This window comes from Methylobacterium ajmalii (assembly GCF_036448855.1).
Lineage (GTDB): Bacteria > Pseudomonadota > Alphaproteobacteria > Rhizobiales > Beijerinckiaceae > Methylobacterium > Methylobacterium ajmalii.
Genome location: NZ_JAZFXT010000051.1, coordinates 1 through 17,116, shown reverse-complemented (window position 1 = coordinate 17,116; position 17,116 = coordinate 1). Strand labels below are relative to the sequence as shown.

15 protein-coding genes and 1 tRNA gene are annotated in these 17,116 nt (G+C 72.1%); 13 read left to right on the top strand and 3 right to left on the bottom strand.

Annotated features, from left to right (window positions below; translation table 11 throughout):
• Positions 1-199 precede the first annotated feature (199 nt).
• On the top strand, positions 200-1,213 hold the full coding sequence (locus tag V3T34_RS20810) for a zinc-dependent alcohol dehydrogenase family protein (RefSeq protein WP_305077983.1): 1,014 nt from the start codon (positions 200-202) through the stop codon (positions 1,211-1,213).
• Positions 1,214-1,331: 118 nt separating this feature from the next.
• Complete coding sequence (locus V3T34_RS20805) at positions 1,332-2,549, top strand: NAD(P)/FAD-dependent oxidoreductase (RefSeq protein WP_305077984.1); 1,218 nt, start codon at positions 1,332-1,334, stop codon at positions 2,547-2,549.
• 29 nt (positions 2,550-2,578) lie between these two features.
• Here the strand turns inward: V3T34_RS20805 and V3T34_RS20800 are convergent, their stop codons facing one another.
• Positions 2,579-2,872 (bottom strand): helix-turn-helix domain-containing protein, encoded by a 294-nt coding sequence (locus V3T34_RS20800; protein WP_060846253.1) that lies wholly within the window; start codon positions 2,870-2,872, stop codon positions 2,579-2,581.
• 258 nt (positions 2,873-3,130) lie between these two features.
• Between V3T34_RS20800 and V3T34_RS20795 the strand changes: the two genes are divergently transcribed.
• From V3T34_RS20795 to V3T34_RS20770, 6 genes are all read left to right on the top strand, one after another.
• Positions 3,131-3,619 (top strand): META domain-containing protein, encoded by a 489-nt coding sequence (locus V3T34_RS20795; protein WP_305077992.1) that lies wholly within the window; start codon positions 3,131-3,133, stop codon positions 3,617-3,619.
• A 219-nt stretch (positions 3,620-3,838) separates the two neighbouring features.
• Complete coding sequence (locus V3T34_RS20790) at positions 3,839-4,969, top strand: ABC transporter substrate-binding protein (protein ID WP_244533473.1); 1,131 nt, start codon at positions 3,839-3,841, stop codon at positions 4,967-4,969.
• Between the two features lie 237 nt (positions 4,970-5,206).
• A complete protein-coding gene (locus V3T34_RS20785) occupies positions 5,207-6,088 on the top strand; it encodes a branched-chain amino acid ABC transporter permease (protein ID WP_305077985.1) in 882 nt (293 codons plus the stop codon).
• A 5-nt stretch (positions 6,089-6,093) separates the two neighbouring features.
• Positions 6,094-6,933 carry a branched-chain amino acid ABC transporter permease gene (locus tag V3T34_RS20780; RefSeq protein WP_091753280.1) on the top strand — a complete coding sequence of 280 codons (840 nt, stop codon included), beginning with the start codon at positions 6,094-6,096 and terminating at the stop codon, positions 6,931-6,933.
• Positions 6,934-6,938: 5 nt separating this feature from the next.
• Positions 6,939-7,733 carry an ABC transporter ATP-binding protein gene (locus V3T34_RS20775; protein ID WP_305077986.1) on the top strand — a complete coding sequence of 265 codons (795 nt, stop codon included), beginning with the start codon at positions 6,939-6,941 and terminating at the stop codon, positions 7,731-7,733.
• Between the two features lie 5 nt (positions 7,734-7,738).
• A complete protein-coding gene (locus V3T34_RS20770; RefSeq protein WP_331369281.1) occupies positions 7,739-8,449 on the top strand; it encodes an ABC transporter ATP-binding protein in 711 nt (236 codons plus the stop codon).
• Positions 8,450-8,480: 31 nt separating this feature from the next.
• Here V3T34_RS20770 and V3T34_RS20765 read toward each other — a convergent pair whose 3' ends face one another.
• On the bottom strand, positions 8,481-10,529 hold the full coding sequence (locus V3T34_RS20765) for a transglycosylase domain-containing protein (protein ID WP_331369272.1): 2,049 nt from the start codon (positions 10,527-10,529) through the stop codon (positions 8,481-8,483).
• A gap of 360 nt (positions 10,530-10,889) precedes the next feature.
• On the opposite strand from V3T34_RS20765, the gene V3T34_RS20760 reads away from it, so the two are divergent.
• A complete protein-coding gene (locus V3T34_RS20760) occupies positions 10,890-12,215 on the top strand; it encodes a hypothetical protein (protein WP_305077988.1) in 1,326 nt (441 codons plus the stop codon).
• Positions 12,216-12,650: 435 nt separating this feature from the next.
• Entirely contained in the window at positions 12,651-14,285 is a 1,635-nt protein-coding gene (locus V3T34_RS20755; RefSeq protein ID WP_060846260.1) for an ABC1 kinase family protein, read from the top strand.
• Between the two features lie 63 nt (positions 14,286-14,348).
• Here V3T34_RS20755 and V3T34_RS20750 read toward each other — a convergent pair whose 3' ends face one another.
• Positions 14,349-14,546 carry a hypothetical protein gene (locus V3T34_RS20750; protein WP_060846261.1) on the bottom strand — a complete coding sequence of 66 codons (198 nt, stop codon included), beginning with the start codon at positions 14,544-14,546 and terminating at the stop codon, positions 14,349-14,351.
• 570 nt (positions 14,547-15,116) lie between these two features.
• Here V3T34_RS20750 and V3T34_RS20745 point away from each other — a divergent pair.
• The 3 genes from V3T34_RS20745 to V3T34_RS20735 all read left to right on the top strand — a co-directional run bounded on the left by V3T34_RS20745 (position 15,117) and on the right by V3T34_RS20735 (position 16,492).
• Positions 15,117-15,644, top strand: a complete 528-nt coding sequence (locus tag V3T34_RS20745; RefSeq protein ID WP_060846262.1) for a cupin domain-containing protein — start codon at positions 15,117-15,119, stop codon at positions 15,642-15,644.
• Positions 15,645-15,975: 331 nt separating this feature from the next.
• Complete coding sequence (locus tag V3T34_RS20740) at positions 15,976-16,320, top strand: hypothetical protein (protein WP_091887017.1); 345 nt, start codon at positions 15,976-15,978, stop codon at positions 16,318-16,320.
• 82 nt (positions 16,321-16,402) lie between these two features.
• A tRNA-Ser gene (locus V3T34_RS20735) sits at positions 16,403-16,492 on the top strand.
• Positions 16,493-17,116: the final 624 nt, after the last annotated feature.

The window sequence follows — 17,116 nt, the reverse complement described above, 5'->3', positions numbered from 1 at the left end:
GAGGGCTCCAGAGGCCTCTCCGATCCCTGGAGCCCTCCGTCGAGGCTCCCGTTGGTCGCACCTCGGGATGAGGTCGCGGATGGGATGCAGGCATCGCGAAATCCGCCGCTCCCGCTCGAATCCCCGGTCCCATGAACTAACTGTCCCTGGCTCGAACCCCGTTCCCCGCTCCGGCGGCGCGACCGGCCAGGAGGACAGCATGAAGGCTTTCGTCGTCCGACAACCCGGCGGCCTCGACCGCCTGGAGATCGCCGAGCGGCCCGATCCCGGCCAGCCCGGCCCCGGCGAGGTCCGGGTCGCGATCCGGGCGACCTCGCTCAACTTCCACGACCTGATCGTGGCGAGCGGGCGCTCGCCGGCCGAGGACGGTCGCATCCTGATGTCGGACGGGGCCGGCACCGTCGAGGCGGTCGGTGCGGGCGTCACCGACTTCGCCCCGGGCGACCGGGTCGTCTCCTGCTTCTTCCCGCATTGGACCGACGGGCTGCCGCAGGCGCCGGTCGGCAACTTCGCTCGCGTGCCGGGCGACGGCGTCGACGGTTTCGCGCTGACCCACGCGGTCCGGCCCGTCGGGGCCTTCACGCAGGCGCCGCGGGGCTGGAGCTTTGCGGAATCCGCCACCATCACCACCGCGGGTCTCACGGCCTGGCGGGCGCTGGTCGGTGATGGCGGGCTCAAGGCCGGCGACACGGTGCTGGCGCTCGGCACCGGCGGCGTCTCGATCGCCGCGCTCCAGATCGCCAAGGCGATGGGGGCGGCGGTGATCGTTACCTCCTCCTCCGACGCCAAGCTCGAGCGGGTGCGGGCGCTCGGCGCCGACCACACGATCAACTACCGTACCCATCCCGATTGGGGCCGCCAGGTGTGCGACTGGACCGGGGGTGTCGGCGTCGATCACGTCGTCGAGGTCGGTGGGCCCGGTACCCTCGCGCAGTCGATCGAGGCGGTCCGCGTCGGCGGCCATATCGCGCTGATCGGCGTGCTCACCGGGCGGGCCGGCGAGGTGCCGACCTCCGCGCTGATGGCCAAGCAGGCCCGGCTTCAGGGTCTGATCGTCGGCAGCCGGCGCCAGCAGCAGGACTACGTCGCGGCCCTCGACCGGACCGGGATCCGCCCGGTGATCGACCGCACCTACGCCTTCGCGGAACTGCCCGAGGCCTTCCGCCACCAGGAGAGCGGGAGCCATTTCGGCAAGCTCTGCGTCGCCTGGTAGTCCCGGGCGCCTCGCAAGGGCCTGCGGCAGGTCGTAAGAGCCTGCGGCGCCCGGCCGTACCCCCGGCCGCGCATTCCCGCGCTCGACGGCGCCGCGGCATCCGGGATATGGGCTCGTCATGAACGGAATCGTGGTGGTCGGCACCGGCCAGGCCGGCTTTCAGCTCGGGGCCTCCCTGCGGGAGAACGGCTATGCCGGCCCGGTGACCCTGGTCGGCGACGAGCCGGGCCTGCCTTATGGCCGCCCGCCCCTGTCGAAGGCCTACATGCTCGGCAAGACCGACGCGGCCGGCCTGTCGCTGCGGCCGGAGGCCTACTTCGCCGAGCACCGGCTGAGCGTGCGCGGCGGCGAGCGGGCGGCCGCCATCGACCGCGCCGGCCGCCGGCTCCTCCTCGCCTCGGGCGAGACCCTGCCCTACGACCACCTCGTCCTGGCGGCGGGCGCGCGCAACCGCCCGCTGCCGGTGCCGGGCGCCGACCTGCCCGGTGTCCACCAGCTGCGCACGCTCGCGGAGGCCGACGCCCTCAAGGCGGCCCTCGCCGAGGCGACTTCGATCGCGGTGGTGGGGGCGGGTTTCATCGGGCTCGAATTCGCGGCGGTCTGCGCCCAGGCCGGGATGCCCGTCAAGGTGATCGAGGGGCTGGACCGTCCCCTCGCCCGGGCGGTCTCCGCCGACATGGCGGCGCTGATCGAGGCCTCGCACGTCGCGGCCGGGGTGCGGTTCCTGTTCGGCAGTGCGGTCTCGCGCATCGTCGGGCCGGAGCGCGCCCGCGCCGTCGCGCTGGCGGACGGGCGCGAGGTCGCCACCGACCTGGTCCTCGTCGGAATCGGGGTGATCCCCAACGACGCGCTGGCGGCCGCGGCTGGCCTGCGGGTCGAGAACGGGGTCGCGGTCGATGCGATGCTCGCCACCGAGGATCCCGCGATCTCGGCGATCGGCGACTGCGCCAGCTTCCCCTCGCCGCATGCCGACGGCGCCCGGGTGCGGATCGAATCGGTGCAGAACGCCGTCGACGGCGCCCGCTGCCTCGCCGCCCGCCTCGCCGGCCGGCCCGCCGCCTTCGCGGCGGTGCCGTGGTTCTGGAGCGACCAGGGCCCGCTCAAGCTCCAGATCGCCGGCCTGTCCGGGCCGCAGGACCAGGCGGTGCGCCGGGACGCACCCGGCGCGGGCGTCTCGGTCTTCCGCTACCGGGACGGCCGGCTGACGAGCGTCGAATCGCTCAACCGCCCGGCGGACCACATGATCGCCCGGCGCCTGCTCCAGGCCGGCCGGGGCCCGACGCCCGACCAGGCGGCGGATCCCGGCTTCGACCTCAAGGCGCTGGCGCTGGGGTGATGCGCCCCGATGCGGCGCCCCGGACCCCCCTACCGGTCGTTCTCGGTGGTGAGCTCGCTCGGGGGGATGCCCTTGTCGGGCGCGTCGTCCGGGCGCAGCCGGGCGTCGGGGACCGCGCCCCCGGTCAGCTCCACGCCCGCAGCGACCAGGGCACCGCGGATCGCGGTGCGCTGCTGGGGCGAGGGTGGGTACTGGCCCGCCTCGAACTGCCGGATACTCTGCGCGTCGACGTTGGCGCGCAGGGCCAGATCGTCCTCCGACCAGCCCAGCAGGTCCCGCCCCCGGCGCAGCTGCGCCGCCGTGATGTCGTCTCCGCCGTTCACTGACTCTCGTCCCCCGCCTGGTATGGGTTTGCCGCGCCTCGGCGCCGCGCCGTCCTGGCTAACGACGCGGCCCCGCTTTCGTTGCCACACCGGCAAGCTTTCGTGAGACCTGCCACATTACCGCCAAGCTTGCCGCATAAATGCAACAGTCGTCGGCAAGATGCCGATGCGGGCCATCCGCGCCGGCGGCCGGGGTTGCAGGCGTGCAGGGCCCTCTCTACGGTCCGCGATCAACACGACAATGCAATGGGGAATGCGATGAAGGCGATGCAGGTTGCGCTGGCCGCCGGTGCCGTCGCGCTGTTGGCGTCCGCCACGCAGGTTTCGGCCCAGAACATGATGGGCTACGGCCAGAAGAACCGGGACAAGGCGGCACAGCCGCAATACATCCCGCCGATGAAGGCGCAGGAAAAGGTCTTCCCGCTCGATTCGACCTGGACCGCGGTCAGCCTCAACGGCAAGCCCTTCGCCGGCGCCGACCGGCCGAGCTTCATCATCGACAAGCAGTACCGCGCCCGCGGCTTCGGCGGCTGCAACACCTTCGCGGCGACCGCCTTCCCGCTCAAGGAGCAGCACCTCGCGGTCGGTCCGCTGGCGCTGACCAAGCGCAGCTGCGACAAGGCGGTCGGCGCCTCCGAGATGCAGTTCTTCACTGCGCTCCGCACCTCGGGCCAGTGGGACCTCGTCGGCTCGCAGCTGGTGATCAAGAGCCAGGCCGGCGAGCTGCGCTTCGACCGCGCTCTCTGAGAATCATCCTTTCGCCGCATGCCACGACGGCCTCGCCCCTCGGCGGGGCCGTTCGCGCATGGGAAGGCCGCCGGAAACGATTTACCTCCGTGGTCCAGTGCTTTAAGGCGCTCTCGTCCGTCCGGCGCGACGGTCCGGGCCTCGGCTCCCGCCGCAGGCGCGGCACCGATGCGGCCTAAACCAGAAGAGCGGATGCGAGGAGGAACCGGGATGCGGTCGATGTCGAGGAGAATGCTGCTCGCGGCGGCGATGCTGGGGAGCAGCCTGACCGGCGCGCTGGCGCAGGACAAGACCCCGGTGAAGCTCGGCGCGATCGAGATCCTGACCGGTCCGAACAGCCGTTACGGCATCGCCATCCAGCGCGGCTTCGACCTCGCGCTCGCCGACATCAACAAGGCCGGCGGCGTGCTCGGCGGCCGACCGCTGGCCCTCGCCTACGAGGATTCGGCCGGCGCCAAGGAGCAGGCGCTCAACGCCGCCCGCAAGCTGATCGGCCGCGACAAGGTTCCGCTGATCCTCGGCCCCACCCTGTCGAACGAGATGTTCGCCGCCGGCCCCGTCGCCAACGAGCGCAAGGTGCCGATCGTCGGCACCTCGACGACCGCCAACGGCATCACGGCGATCGGCCCCTACGTCTTCCGCACCTCGCTGCCGGAATCCGACGTCATCCCGGTCACGCTCAAGACCGCGCAGACGAAGTTCGGCATCAAGCGCGTCGCCGTGATGTACGGCAACGACGACGCCTTCACCAAGTCGGCCTACGACGTGATGAAGGCCTCGCTCGAGAAGCTCGGCATCGAGACCCTGACCACCGAGACCTTCGGCTCGAAGGATTCGGACTTCTCCGCCCAGCTCACCAAGATCAAGGCGCTGAACCCCGACGCGATCGTGCTGTCGGCGCTGGTCGAGGCGGCCTCGGGCATCGAGCTCCAGGCGCGCCAGCTCGGCATTCCCGACAAGGTGTTCTTCATCGGCGGCAACGGCCTGAACTCGCCCAAGCTCGGCGACATCGCCGGCAAGGCGGCGGACGGCACGCTGGTCGGCAGCCCTTGGTTCATCGGCAAACCGGACGCGGCCAACCAGGCCTTCGTCAACGCCTTCAAGGACAAGTACGGCGGCGACCAGCCCGACCAGTTCGCGGCCCAGGCCTACGACACCCTGTTCATCGTCGCCAAGGCGATCGACGCGGCCGGTGCGCCCGATTCCGAGAAGATCAAGGACGCGCTGATCAAGGTGAAGCACACCGGCGTGATGGGCCCGTTCTCGTTCTCCGACACCCGCGACCCGGCCGATACCTCCGGCGTGGTGGTGCTGGTGATGAAGGGCGGCAAGTTCCAGCTGCTGCAGTAAGAAACTCGATTACTGTCGAGACGCGGAAAAACTCCTCTCCCCGCCCGCGGGGAGAGGGAATGCGCACGGCACCCGGTTCACGATGGGATGCGTGGTAATACCTCCCGTCCTCCGACAGTGCCCCCCACCGATTGACCCGCCGCGCGATATCGGCCACGTCGCGCCCTCGTCATCCTGTTCGGCCCTGAAGCCGGACCGCAGCGGGCGCCGGGCGCCCATCGAACTCCCAGCAGCCCCATGCTTGAGCAGCAGCTCGTCAACGGCGTCGTGCTCGGCGCGACCTATGCCCTCTTCGCCATCGGCTTCACGCTGATGTTCGGGGTGATGGGCGTCATCAACCTCACCTACGGGGTCTACTTCGCGCTCGGCGCCTTCGCGGCGCTCTGGAGCACGCAAGGACTCGGCCTGCCGATCTGGGCGGCGCTCCCCGTCGGCGCGCTGATCGCGGGCCTCGTCGCAATTCTCCTCGACACGCTGCTCCTCACCCGCCTGCGCAAGGCCAAGGCGCCCGAGCTCTCGTCCCTGATGGTGACGCTGGGCGCCACGCTCTTCCTCTATGCCGGCATGGCGGCGGCGCTCGGCACCGAGATCCGGCGCTTTCCCGCCGAGGTGTTTTCGGGCGGCGCCTACAGCCTCGGCGACGTGCGGGTCGGCACGACCCAGATCCTGATCCTCGCCGCCGCCATCGTGCTGATGCTGGCGCTGCTGGCCCTCGTGCGCGGCTCGCGGATCGGGCTCGCGATCCGGGCGGTGGCCGAGAACCCGGATGCCGCCGCGCTCATGGGCATCAACGGCGCCCTGATGCTGCGGGTGGTGTCGTTCCTGTCCGGCGCCATCGGGGGCGCGGCCGGCGTGCTGGTCGGGCTCAACTTCAACGCCATCCAGCCCTTCATGGGCGAGCACATGATGCTGCGCGGCTTTGCCGTCATCATCGTGGGCGGCCTCGGCGACCTGCGCGGCGCGCTGCTCGCCGGCCTCATCCTCGGCCTCGCCGAGGTGCTCACCGCCGCCTACCTCTCCTCGACCCTCAAGGACATGATCGCCTTCGCGCTCCTCGTCGCCACCCTGTGGTTCCGTCCGCTCGGCCTGTTCGGCCGCGCCGCCGCCAAGCGGGCCTGATCGTCATGTGGGAAGCCCTCGACGACTTCTACTGGACCTACCAGAGCCTGATCCACGCGATCGGCGTGAACGGCATCCTGGCGCTGTCGGTCTACGTCGTGCTGGCGGTGGGCCAGCTCTCGCTCGGCCAGGCCGCCTTCATGGGCGTCGGCGCCTATACCGGCGCCCTGCTCTCGGTGAAGTTCGGCGTGCCGTTCGGCGTCGCCATGCTGGCCTCGGCCGTGGTGCCGGCCCTGCTGGCGCTGGTCGTCGGCGGGCCGACGCTCCGGCTCACCGGCGTCTACCTCGCCATCGCGACGATCGGGCTCGGCGAGATCACCCGCATCGTCTTCCTCAACTGGGACTATGCCGGCGGCGCGCTCGGCCTCTCCAGCATCCCGGAGCGCGGCGGCGTCGTGGCGATCTACGGCACGCTCGTCGTGCTGCTCGTCGGCCTGACGCTGGTGGCGCGCTCCCGCGTCGGCCGCGCCATGGAGGCGATGCGCGAGGATGAGGCGGCGGCCGGCGTGATGGGCGTGAACCTGCCGCGCTACCGGCTGGTGGCGCTGGTCGTGTCCTCGGCGATGGCCGGGGTGGCGGGCTGCCTCTCGGCCCACGTCTCCTCGTTCATCGGCCCCAACGAGTACGGGTTCGAGGCCGCGGTGACGATCCTGAGCTACGCGCTGCTGGGCGGCATCGGTTCGCCCCTGGCGCCGGTGCTGGGCTCGACCATCCTGACCCTGCTGCCCGAGGTGCTGCGCCCGCTCGCCGATTTCCGCCTGATGGTGAACGGCCTGATCATCGTGCTCGCCGTCCTCTTCATGCCGCGGGGTATCCTGCCCTGGCGCATCGCCCGGACCGGCTGACGACCATGGCACTGCTCACCGTCCAGGGCCTCACCCGCCGCTTCCAGGGGCTCGTCGCGGTCGATTCGGTCGACTTCGCGGTCCGGCCCGGCACCGTCCACGGGCTGATCGGCCCGAACGGCGCCGGCAAGACCACCCTGTTCAACCTCGTCTCCGGCGTGCTCGCTCCCAGCGCCGGCAGCGTGCGCCTCGGCGACCAGCCCCTCGACGGGCTGGCGCCCTACCGGCGCACGGCGCTGGGCTTGGCCCGCACGTTCCAGAACATCCGCATCTTCTCCGAGATGACGGTGCTGGAGAACGTGATGACGGGCCTGCACACGCGCCTGTCCTCGACCTGGGGCATTCTCTTGCGCGGGCCCGGCTTCCGGGCCGAGGAGCGTCAGGCCAAGGCCAAGGCGCGCGACCTCCTGGCTTTCGTCGGCCTGTCGGAGGCGGCGAACGCCCGCGCCGGCGACCTGCCCTACGGCGACCAGCGGCGGCTCGAGATCGCCCGGGCGCTCGCCTGCGAGCCGCGCCTCGTCCTCCTCGACGAGCCGGCCGCCGGCATGAACCCGGCCGAGACCCACGCTCTCCTCGGCCTCCTGCGGCGCCTGCGCGACGAGCGCGGCCTGACCCTGCTGCTCGTCGAGCACGACATGCCCCTGGTGATGAGCCTGTGCGACCGACTGACGGTCCTGAATTTCGGCCGCCGCATCGCCGACGGCACGCCGGCCGAGGTGCGCGCCCACCCGGCGGTGATCGAGGCCTATCTGGGCACCGGCAGCCACGAGGTCAGCGTGAGCCGGGGAGCGGTCTCGTGAGCGAGTTGCTCGCAGTCGAGGGCCTGCGCCTCGGCTACGGCCGGGCCGACGTGGTCCACGGCATCGGCCTGACGGTGCGGCGCGGCAGCATCGTGTCGCTGATCGGCTCGAACGGCGCCGGCAAGACCACGATCCTGCGCAGCCTGTCGGGCCTGATGAAGCCCAGGTCCGGCCGGGTGCTGTTCGGCGACGAATCCCCCGTCGACATCGCCGGCGAGGCGGCCCACCGCATCGCGCGCCGCGGCATCGTCCAGGTGCCGGAGGGCCGCCAGGTCTTCGCCAACATGACGGTGGCGGAGAACCTGCGGCTCGGCGCCTACCACGTCCCGGGCCCCGAGGCCGCGCGACGCCAGGCGGCGGTCGAGGCGCGGTTCCCGCGGCTCGCCGAGCGGCTGCGCCAGCAGGCGGGCTACCTGTCGGGCGGCGAGCAGCAGATGCTGGCGATGGGCCGCGCGCTGATGGCCGAGCCGGTGCTGCTGCTGCTGGACGAGCCCTCGATGGGCCTCGCCCCCCTCATCGTCGACGAGATTTTTTCCATCATCGCCTCGCTGCGGGCCGAGGGGCGCACGATCCTGCTCGTCGAGCAGAATGCCAGCGCGGCGCTCGCCATCGCCGATTACGCCTACGTGCTCGAGACCGGCCGCATCCGCCTCCAGGGCCAGGCGGCGGAGATCGCCCGCAACCCGGAGGTGACGGCGGCGTATCTCGGGGTGTGAGGGCTTTGCGCCCTCACGCCGGCTTCCGAGCTCACTGCCACACCCCCGCCTTGCGCGCCTTGGCGTTCGCTTCCGCCGCCTGCAATTCCTGCGGGGCGCCCGGTGCGGCGCGTCCGCCGCCGTTGAACAGCACCACCTCGGACAGGTCCTGCTCGCCGGCGCGGCAGCGGTAGAGGTCGGGACCGCCCGCCGGCTGGCACGTCACCTCGCGCCGGCGCAGGTACTGGCGGAACTCGCGGGCGTAGCTTCCGCCCTGGCCCTCGACGCCGGCGAGACGCACCGCCTGCCCGTCGAGGCGCAGCCGCCCGGTATCGATCACCCGCGGCACGCCGGTGAGGCTCGCGGCCGTGCGCTCGCCGGGATTCTGCCAGGCCGGACGGGCGGAACTGCGGGCCGTGCTCCCGGTCTCGCGTGCGGTCTCGCGCGCTTCGGGGGCGGGCGGGGCCGGGTGAGCCTTGGCCCATTGCGCCGCCACGTCCTGGAACAGCGCCTCGGGCCCGTCGCCGGCACCGTTCTCGGCCGCGTTGCTCGACACGATCGTGCCGACGAGGAGGTCGCCGATCGTCCCGACGAACACGCCGTCCCGGCTCGCCGGGTCGTCGGCGCCCTCGGGAGGACGGGCGAGGCCTGCGAGCAGCGCCAGCAGGGCGGTGCGCCGCTCCGCCGCCGGCGCCGGGCCGGCGACGACGCGGTCGTAGACCGGGCGGCCGTCGCGGCCGAGATGGCGCAGGCTCGCGCTCCCCGCCCGCCGCGCCTCCGGCGTGTCGCGCAGCGGCGCCCCGCCGGCGACCGCCGCCCGCACCGAGCCGTCGGGCCCGAGGATCAGGAGGCTCGCCCGCGCGCCGCCGCGGCCGGCGGCCTCGAGGCGGCGCTCCACCGCAGCCTCGGCCATCGCCTGGAGATCGCGCTCGAGGGTGGTGCGGATCACCGCGTCCCGCGGCGCCTCGGGGCCGAGGCGGTCGGCGGCCTCCGCCAGGACGAGGTCGGGGACGCCGCTGCGGGTCAACGGGGTGGTGCCCACGGGGGCGAGCCCGTCGAGGGTGCGGCTCGCCTCCGCGGCCCTGGCGCCCGACAGGTCACCCCGCATCACCATGCCGTCGAGGACGTCGCGGGCGAGCGCCCGGACCGCCGTCACGTCGCGGTCGGGCTGCAGGGCGGGCGCCCGGGTGAGCGCGGCGAGATACGCCGCCTCCGCGGTGCCGAGGGCGGCCGCCTCCTTGCCGAACAGGGCGTGGGCGGCGGCGTCGAGGCCGGTCAGGCCGGGGCCGAAGCGGGCGAGGTCGAGCGCCCGGGCGAGGATCCGCGTCCGGTCCTCCCCGGCCTGGAGACGCAGCACCAGCATCGCCTCGCGCACCCGGTCGGCGAGGCTGCGCGCCTCGCCCGGCGCGGTGCCGATGAGGTCGCGGCGCACGAGCCGCTGGGTCAGGCGCGGGCTGCCGGTCCGCGGGCCGTCGCTGATCGTGTCGCGGAAGGCCTGGCCGATCACCGCGGCGACCCCGGCCGCATCGAGCCGGTAGGTATCGTCGAACCACGGATCCTGCGCGGCGAGAAAAGCCGCCCGCATGGCCGGGGACACCGCCTCGACGGGAAGGCTGCGCCCGCGGGCGGTGCCGCGCCGGGCGATCGGCGTGCCGTCCTCCGCCTGCACGGCGACCGTGCGGGTCGTGAGCGCCGGGCCCGACAGGGGCGGCAGGGTCGCGGCGCACCAGGCCAGGAACAGGACGGCGAGGCCGGCGGTCCCCAGCGCCGCGAGGCCGAGAGCGCGCCCCCAGGGCAGCGCCGAGGCCCGCCGCGCCGCATCGGCGGCGCGGGCCGTAAGGGGGTGGGCGCTCAAGCGGTCGCTCCAGCGTGCGGCCGCCCCCTGCCAGGCCGGTGCGACCCGGCGCATCGGCACGGCGGCGGCAGCCAGGACCGGCGAGAGGGCCGCCCGTCCGGCCCGCGCCGCGCCGGACCGGGCCCGGGCGAGCCGGTCGGAGACCTCGCGCTGCGCGGCCGAGAGGCGGGAGGGAGCGGGCGGGGCCGCGGCTTCGGGCTTCGGGCTGGCGAGGTCGAGCCAATCCCGCCCGGACTGCGTCGTCATCGGCTCCGCCACCATCCTGCCTGATCACCTCCGGGACGCAGCCAATCCCGCCCCGGCCGCACGCCAGCGGCCGGAGACGCGGAACGGCTACGGTCCGGCAGAAACGTCGGCTCCGGCGAAACGGTTCCGGTAACCGTACTCGCGCGCCGCACGCGCGCGAGGATGCCCGCGCGTGGAGACGCAGTCCGCGCCGTGTCAGACCCAAGCTCATCAAGTCTTGCAATATAAACTTGGCCGTTGGGAAGACGAGATCGCGTCGGGGATAGAGAAGATCCGGAACGATAATCTGGGGTCGGCGTTTTGAAGCATCTTCGCAGCGCCGCCGCATCGCGATGCCGGCGCACAGGGAGGCGGACGAACATGAACAGACTGACCGTTGGACTGGCCGCGCTGCTGCTCAGCACCTCGGCATTCGCCCAGACTGCCGGCCCCGGCGCCGCCCCCGGCCGCGGCGGCGAGACGAGCCAGTCCGGCCCCAACGCCGGCGGCCCCAAGGCCGGTCCCGGCGCCCAGGCCCGCGGCGAGATGGGCAAGTCCGAGATGGGCAAGTCCGAAGCGGGCAGGTCCGAGTCCGGCAAGGGCGGCATGGACAAGGCCGAGGCCGCCCGTCCGGGCGCCGGCCGCGACGGCATGGACAAGGCCGACAAGCGTGGCGACACGGCCGACCGCAAGGGCGGCATGGACCGCGACGGGACCCGCGACCGGGCCGAGCGCGGACCCGAGGGCCGCGACGGCCGCCGGGCGATGGACGAGCGCCGTGATCGCGACGGTGACCGCCGCGCCGAGCGCCGCGGCGACCGGGCCGAGCGGTTCGAGCACCGCGAGGGCCGGGCCGGCTTCCGCAGCGAGGCCCGTGAGGACCGCATCACCACCGTCGGCGGCCGCCGCTACGTGACGATCTCGGGCCAGCGCGTCCTGTACGGCTCGCCCGAGTACCGACGCCTCGTCGTGGTCGAGCGGCGCGAGAACCGCGTCGTGCGTCCCGGCCGGGTCGAGTTCGTGACGCTCCAGGGCCGCCGGGTGCGGGTCGGCTCGCCCGAGTACCGCCGCCTCGTCATCCGCGAGCGGAGCGGGCCGGGCCGGTACGTGATGGTCCGCGGCCAGCGCGTGATCTACGGCTCGCCGGAATACCGTCGCCTGATCGTGTCCGAGCGCACCGGCACCGAACGCTACGTCACGATCTCGGGCCAGCGCGTGCTCTACGGGTCGCCCGAGTACCGCCGCCTGGTGGTGAGCGAGCGCAGCAGCGTCACCGGCAGCGTGCGCGGCCGCGTCGACGTGCGGAGCGGCGAGCGCCGCGAGGACCGGCTGAGCCGCAGCGAGGAGCGCCGCAACGGCACCGTGGATCGCGAGCGCAACCGCGAGATGTCGCGCGGCGAGATGAAGGACGGCCAGGATCGTCGCGACAAGGACCGTCGCGAGATGGGCGAGCGCAACGGCGCCCGGCCGGAGCAGGCCGCGGGCAACCAGCCCGGCCGCAACGGGGCCGAGCGTGGTATGACCAAGGACGGAATGGCCAAGGACGGCATGAACGAGCGTCAGGCCGGCGAGCGCCAGATGGGCAACCGCGGCGCCGGTCCGGACACCACCGGCAGCACCCAGCGCGGCGGCGCTCGTCCGGGCGGGCAGCCCGAAGGCGGCAAGCCGGCCGGTGCCGGCCAGCCGGGTGCGGGCGGCCGGATGTAATCCGCGGACGCAAAGCTCGCCCTTGCAGCACCATGGAGGCCGGCCCCGGATCGCCCGGGGCCGGCCTTCGCGCGTGCGCGACGGCCGCCGGCCCCGACCCGTCGCCGCCGTTCCCCGGTCGGTCCTCGCGCGTGCGGGCCGCCCGCCGGGGTTGCGGCAATGGAGCGCCCGTCCGCCGGCGCGATTGTATCGGTCCGGGTCATGCGCTACCGCCGACGGGCCCCGCCGCCCCTTTCCCGCCCGTTTGGCGCCGCAAGGTAGCGCGCCGCGGCCGACCACCGGGCGATTGGCGGGGCCGATGCCCGGGAGGACCAGGATGCCGATGCGAGCCCCGATCCCCGGCCCGGGCGAGCCCCGCGCCCCCACCGCCCTGCCCGGCCGGCTCGCCCCGGCCGTCGCCCCCACCCCTCCCAGCCGAGCAGATTCGACGCGCAGATGCTGAAAACCGCCATCGTCGCGGCGCGCGACCGCCAGCGCCTCCAGGAAATCGCCGGCATCCTCATCGGCTTCGGCGTCAACAAGGTCGTCGACCGCCTCGGCCTCAGGGCGATCCCGCGGCTCGCCTGGCGCAGCGCCCCCGCCGTCGACCTCGCACGCCTGTCCCAGCCCGAGCGCCTGCGCCGGGCGATCGAGGCCCTGGGGCCCACCTTCATCAAGCTCGGCCAGGTGCTGGCGAGCCGCGCCGACCTGCTGGCGCCGCAATGGACGGAAGAACTCGGCAAGCTGCACGACAAGGTCGCGCCGCTGCCCTGGGAGGTGATCCGGCCCCAGCTCGAGGCCGATCTCGGCGCCCCGCCGGCCGAGATCTTTTCGGAGTTCGACACCAACCCGATCGCCTCGGCGTCGATCGCCCAGGTCTACCGCGCCCGGCTCGAGACCGGCGAGGAGGTGATCGTCAAGGTCCGGCGCCCGGGGCTCCAGAAGATCATCGAGGCCGACCTGCGGCTCCTGTCGCATGCCTCGCGCATCGTCGAGACCGAGTGGCCCGAGATGGCCCGCTATCGGCCGACCGAGCAGATGCGCCACATCGCCAACGGCCTGCGCGAGGAGCTCGACCTCGCCAACGAGGGCCGCAACTGCGAGATGCTGGCGGCACTCTTCCCCGATCGCGACGACGTCGTGTTCCCGAAGGTCTACTGGGAATACACCTCCGAGCGGGTGCTGGTGCAGGAGTTCATCCACGGCATCCCGCCGACCGACACCAAGCGCCTGGAGGAGGCCGGGCTCGACCGCAAGGTCCTGGCCCAGCGCGGCGTCGACGCCTTCCTGCAGATGGCGATGATCGAGGGCCTCTTTCACGCCGACCCGCATCCGGGCAACCTTCTGGCGATGCCCGGCAACCGGATCGCCTTCATCGATTTCGGCATCGTCGGCCGGCTGTCGCAGCGCCGCCGCTCGCAGCTCCTGATGTTGATCGGCGCGATGCTGCAGGAGGATGCCGACGGGCTGATGGCGGTGCTTCTCGACTGGACCGGCGCCAGCAACCCGGACCTGACCAAGCTCGAGGCGGCCTCGCAATCCTTCGTCACCCGCCACAACGGCGCGACGCTCAATCTCGGCCTCGTCCTCACCGACTTCATGACCATGGCGCGCGAGAACGATCTCGCGATGCCGACCGACCTCGCGATCCTGTTCAAGGGCCTCGTCACCGCCGACGGCGTGATGCGCCAGCTCGACCCGGCCTTCGACCTGTTCGCGGCGGCCGGCCCGACCGTCAGCCGCCACATGCGGCAGCAATTCTCGGTCAAGGACCTCAAGGGCCGGTTCCAGGGCCTGGCGACCGGGCTCTACGGTGCGGCCTCCGAGCTGCCGACGCTCATCCACCTGATGCTGGTGCGCCTCAAGCAGGGCCGCGTCACGGTCGAGATCGAGCTCAAGGGCATGGACAAGCTGACCCGCGGCATCGAGCGTGCCGCCGCCCGGGTCGCGGTCGGCCTCGTGGTGGCGGCCTTCGCCACCCAGCTCGCGCCCCGGCTGATGGAGCACGGCACGCCGGCCTTCGCCACCATCGGCATCCTGGTGCTGACGATCGGGATCGGCTGGATCCTGCTCCTCGCCCGCAACCGCTGAGACATAGGAGAGGGGCCGTCCCGGCGGGACGGCCCCTCTCTCGTCCATCCGTCCGGTCCTCGCTCAGGCGGCGAGGCGGCGGTTGCGCTTGCGGGCGTGCAGGTCCTGCGCCGCGCGGGTGGCGTGGCGCGGGCTGCGGAAGATCCGGCCCTCGAGGGTGTGGAAGTCCGGGTGGGCGGAGAAGAAACGGAAGCCGTCGGTCTCGGGAACGACGATCCCGGCCGAGGTCTCGCCGACCTCGACGATGCGGGCGGGCTGCATGGGCAACAATCTCCGGTCGCGGCCGCCGCTCGGGCGCCGCGCAAAACGTCTCGCGAAACGGGTGATGCAGGGATCGGGCCGGTTTCAGCGGCCCTGGCGGGCGGCGCGAACGGGGTCGCGGCGCACGCCGCATCGACAGAGGGCGGCGGAAGCCGGAACGGGGCGGCCGGCGCAGGGCATGCGGCAGAGCAGCATCGCGTCATGTCTCCGGGTTGGCCCACCGGTGCCGTGCGGCGCCGGGGTGCTTTAGCGTTTGGTCTCGCGGCGCAATCGCCTCAAATCACCGCGGCGCAAGGCCGGTCGCCGGCCTCGAATGCCAGGACAGCATCGGCCGACCGGACCGTAATGTCAACGAGAATGTTCTTTTTATGGAACAACTCGAAAGACAAGAAGCTTCCCGTGCCGCGTCGTTTCGGAGATAATCGACCGCTTCTCCGGCTTGTTCCGTCCTAGACCCTCGCGCACAACCGAGCATCGTTCTTTAAAACAAACACGACGGGCGGAGCGTCGCCCTGGCGCGGCCCCGCGCCGTGGCGCAGGATGCGGGCGTCCATCCGGCCGGAGCCCGCCATGTCGCAAGACCACGATCACTCCCGAGATCACGATCACGATCATGCCCACGGCCATGCCGGGGCGGAGGAGGCGCCCTGGAAGCACGACGGCGTCCGGGTGATCACCGGCGACCGCCTCGATCCCAACACCGCCCAGACGCCCGGCATGTTCCGCCAGGCGGCGATCAACCACGCCCGGGTCGGGGCGCAGAAGATCTGGGCCGGCACCGTGGCGATCGAGCCCGACGCCAAGACCGGGGTGCACCATCACGGCGCGCTGGAGAGCGTGATCTACGTCGTGCGCGGGCGGGCCCGGATGCGGTGGGGCGAGCGGCTCGAATTCGTCGCCGAGGCCGGCCCGGGCGACTTCATCTACGTTCCGCCCTTCGTGCCGCACCAGGAGATCAACGCCTCCCCGGACGAGGTGCTGGAATGCGTGCTCGTGCGCTCCGACAACGAGGCGGTGGTGGTCAACATCACCGACATCGAACCCGTCGAGCGGCCGGAGGCGGTCTACTGGGTCGACCCGATCCACCGCCATCCGTGACCGCGGCCGGCCTCGAAGGGCGAGGATAACGCGGGAAGGTAATCACGGTTCCCTTCCCGCGGTTTTCAGATGCCGCCAGTCCCGGTGCGCCGATGCCGCAGGTTTCACCCCGATCTCACGCCCTCTCCATTGCGCGGTCGGCGGATCGGCGGAGGGCGGGTCCGTGGAGGGCCCGCACCAGGACGGTGGCTTCGGCGCATCAGGTCTGGGGAGGACTTGGATTTCCGGGTTTTTACGGCCACGCTTAACCTTCTGTTAAGCACGGGGGGCGACCCTGACGGCAATTCACGATCCCTTGCCGACTTCTCCCGTCGCCCTCCCCGAGGTTCCCATGCCCGCGCCGCAGGCCCGCCCGTCCGCTCCCGACGACTGTCCCGTCCCCCTCGACGTGCTCGGCACGCTCTACCGCGGCGATTCCGAGATGGTGGAGACGGTGCTGGCCGACATTCCGTCCGGCACCCGCGCCCGCCTCGCCGCCTACCTGTACGGCAAGAGCCACCTCCACGCCCTCGGCCTGCGCGTCGCCTCGGCCTGCACCGAGACCGACCTGGTGCGCGTCGCCGGCCATGCCGGCGCGGTGCTGTTCGCCCAGTCCCGCGCCGAGCGCCGCCCCGCCGAGACCCGCCTCCCCGGCCAGCGCCGCATCAGCCTCGCGGGCAGCCGCGCGATCGCCTGAGCGCGAATTTCTCGCCCCTCCCCGCTTGTGGAGCGGCGAGAACCCATGCTAATGCCCCGCCTGCGCTGGCGACGGCGCCCGCGGAGAGGTGGCAGAGCGGTTGAATGCACCGCACTCGAAATGCGGCATGGGCGCAAGTCCATCGGGGGTTCGAATCCCTCCCTCTCCGCCAAACCATCACGAACACCATAGTTTTGCGTTTTTCGTGGTGTTCTCTGCTACGATCTCAGCATAGTTTTGCTATTTCGTGCAAGCGCCCTTGAAGAATCAGGGCTTTTTCCGACGCGTCAATGCGGCTGGCATCGAGAGCCCTGGCAGCGGACTCCCACACCCCCGAACTAACCGCATCTGTCTTGGCACCTCGAGCTGCGTCACGCTCGACGCGCCCTTACCGCTGGGGTGCGACACGGCCGAGCGATGCCCTCGCTGTCCTGAACGATTGTTCGGCGCTGGCGCGTGTTGCAGAAGAGTCGCACATCCTTTGCAGCCACGCTTGTTCGGCAATAGCGAAATCGCGATCCCAGAGGGTGCTGCGCTGAGGACGCTGAGTAAGCCTCTGCCCGGTGGCGGCGCAGCGCATGCCTATGGGGATATCCGGGCCTAGGGCCAAGCCAGGCAGCGCATCGCGCCTGTCATGCGGCCGGACGACGCGGACGAGGCAGAATAGCACTGGTCAGCCCCCATCGGAGTGGTCCGCCCTGAAGTATGGCTTTGAGCCGACGGAGGACGGACGCGATGGGAACGAAGAAGCACAAACCGGAAGAGGTTGTGGCCAAGCTGCGGCAGGTGGACGTGC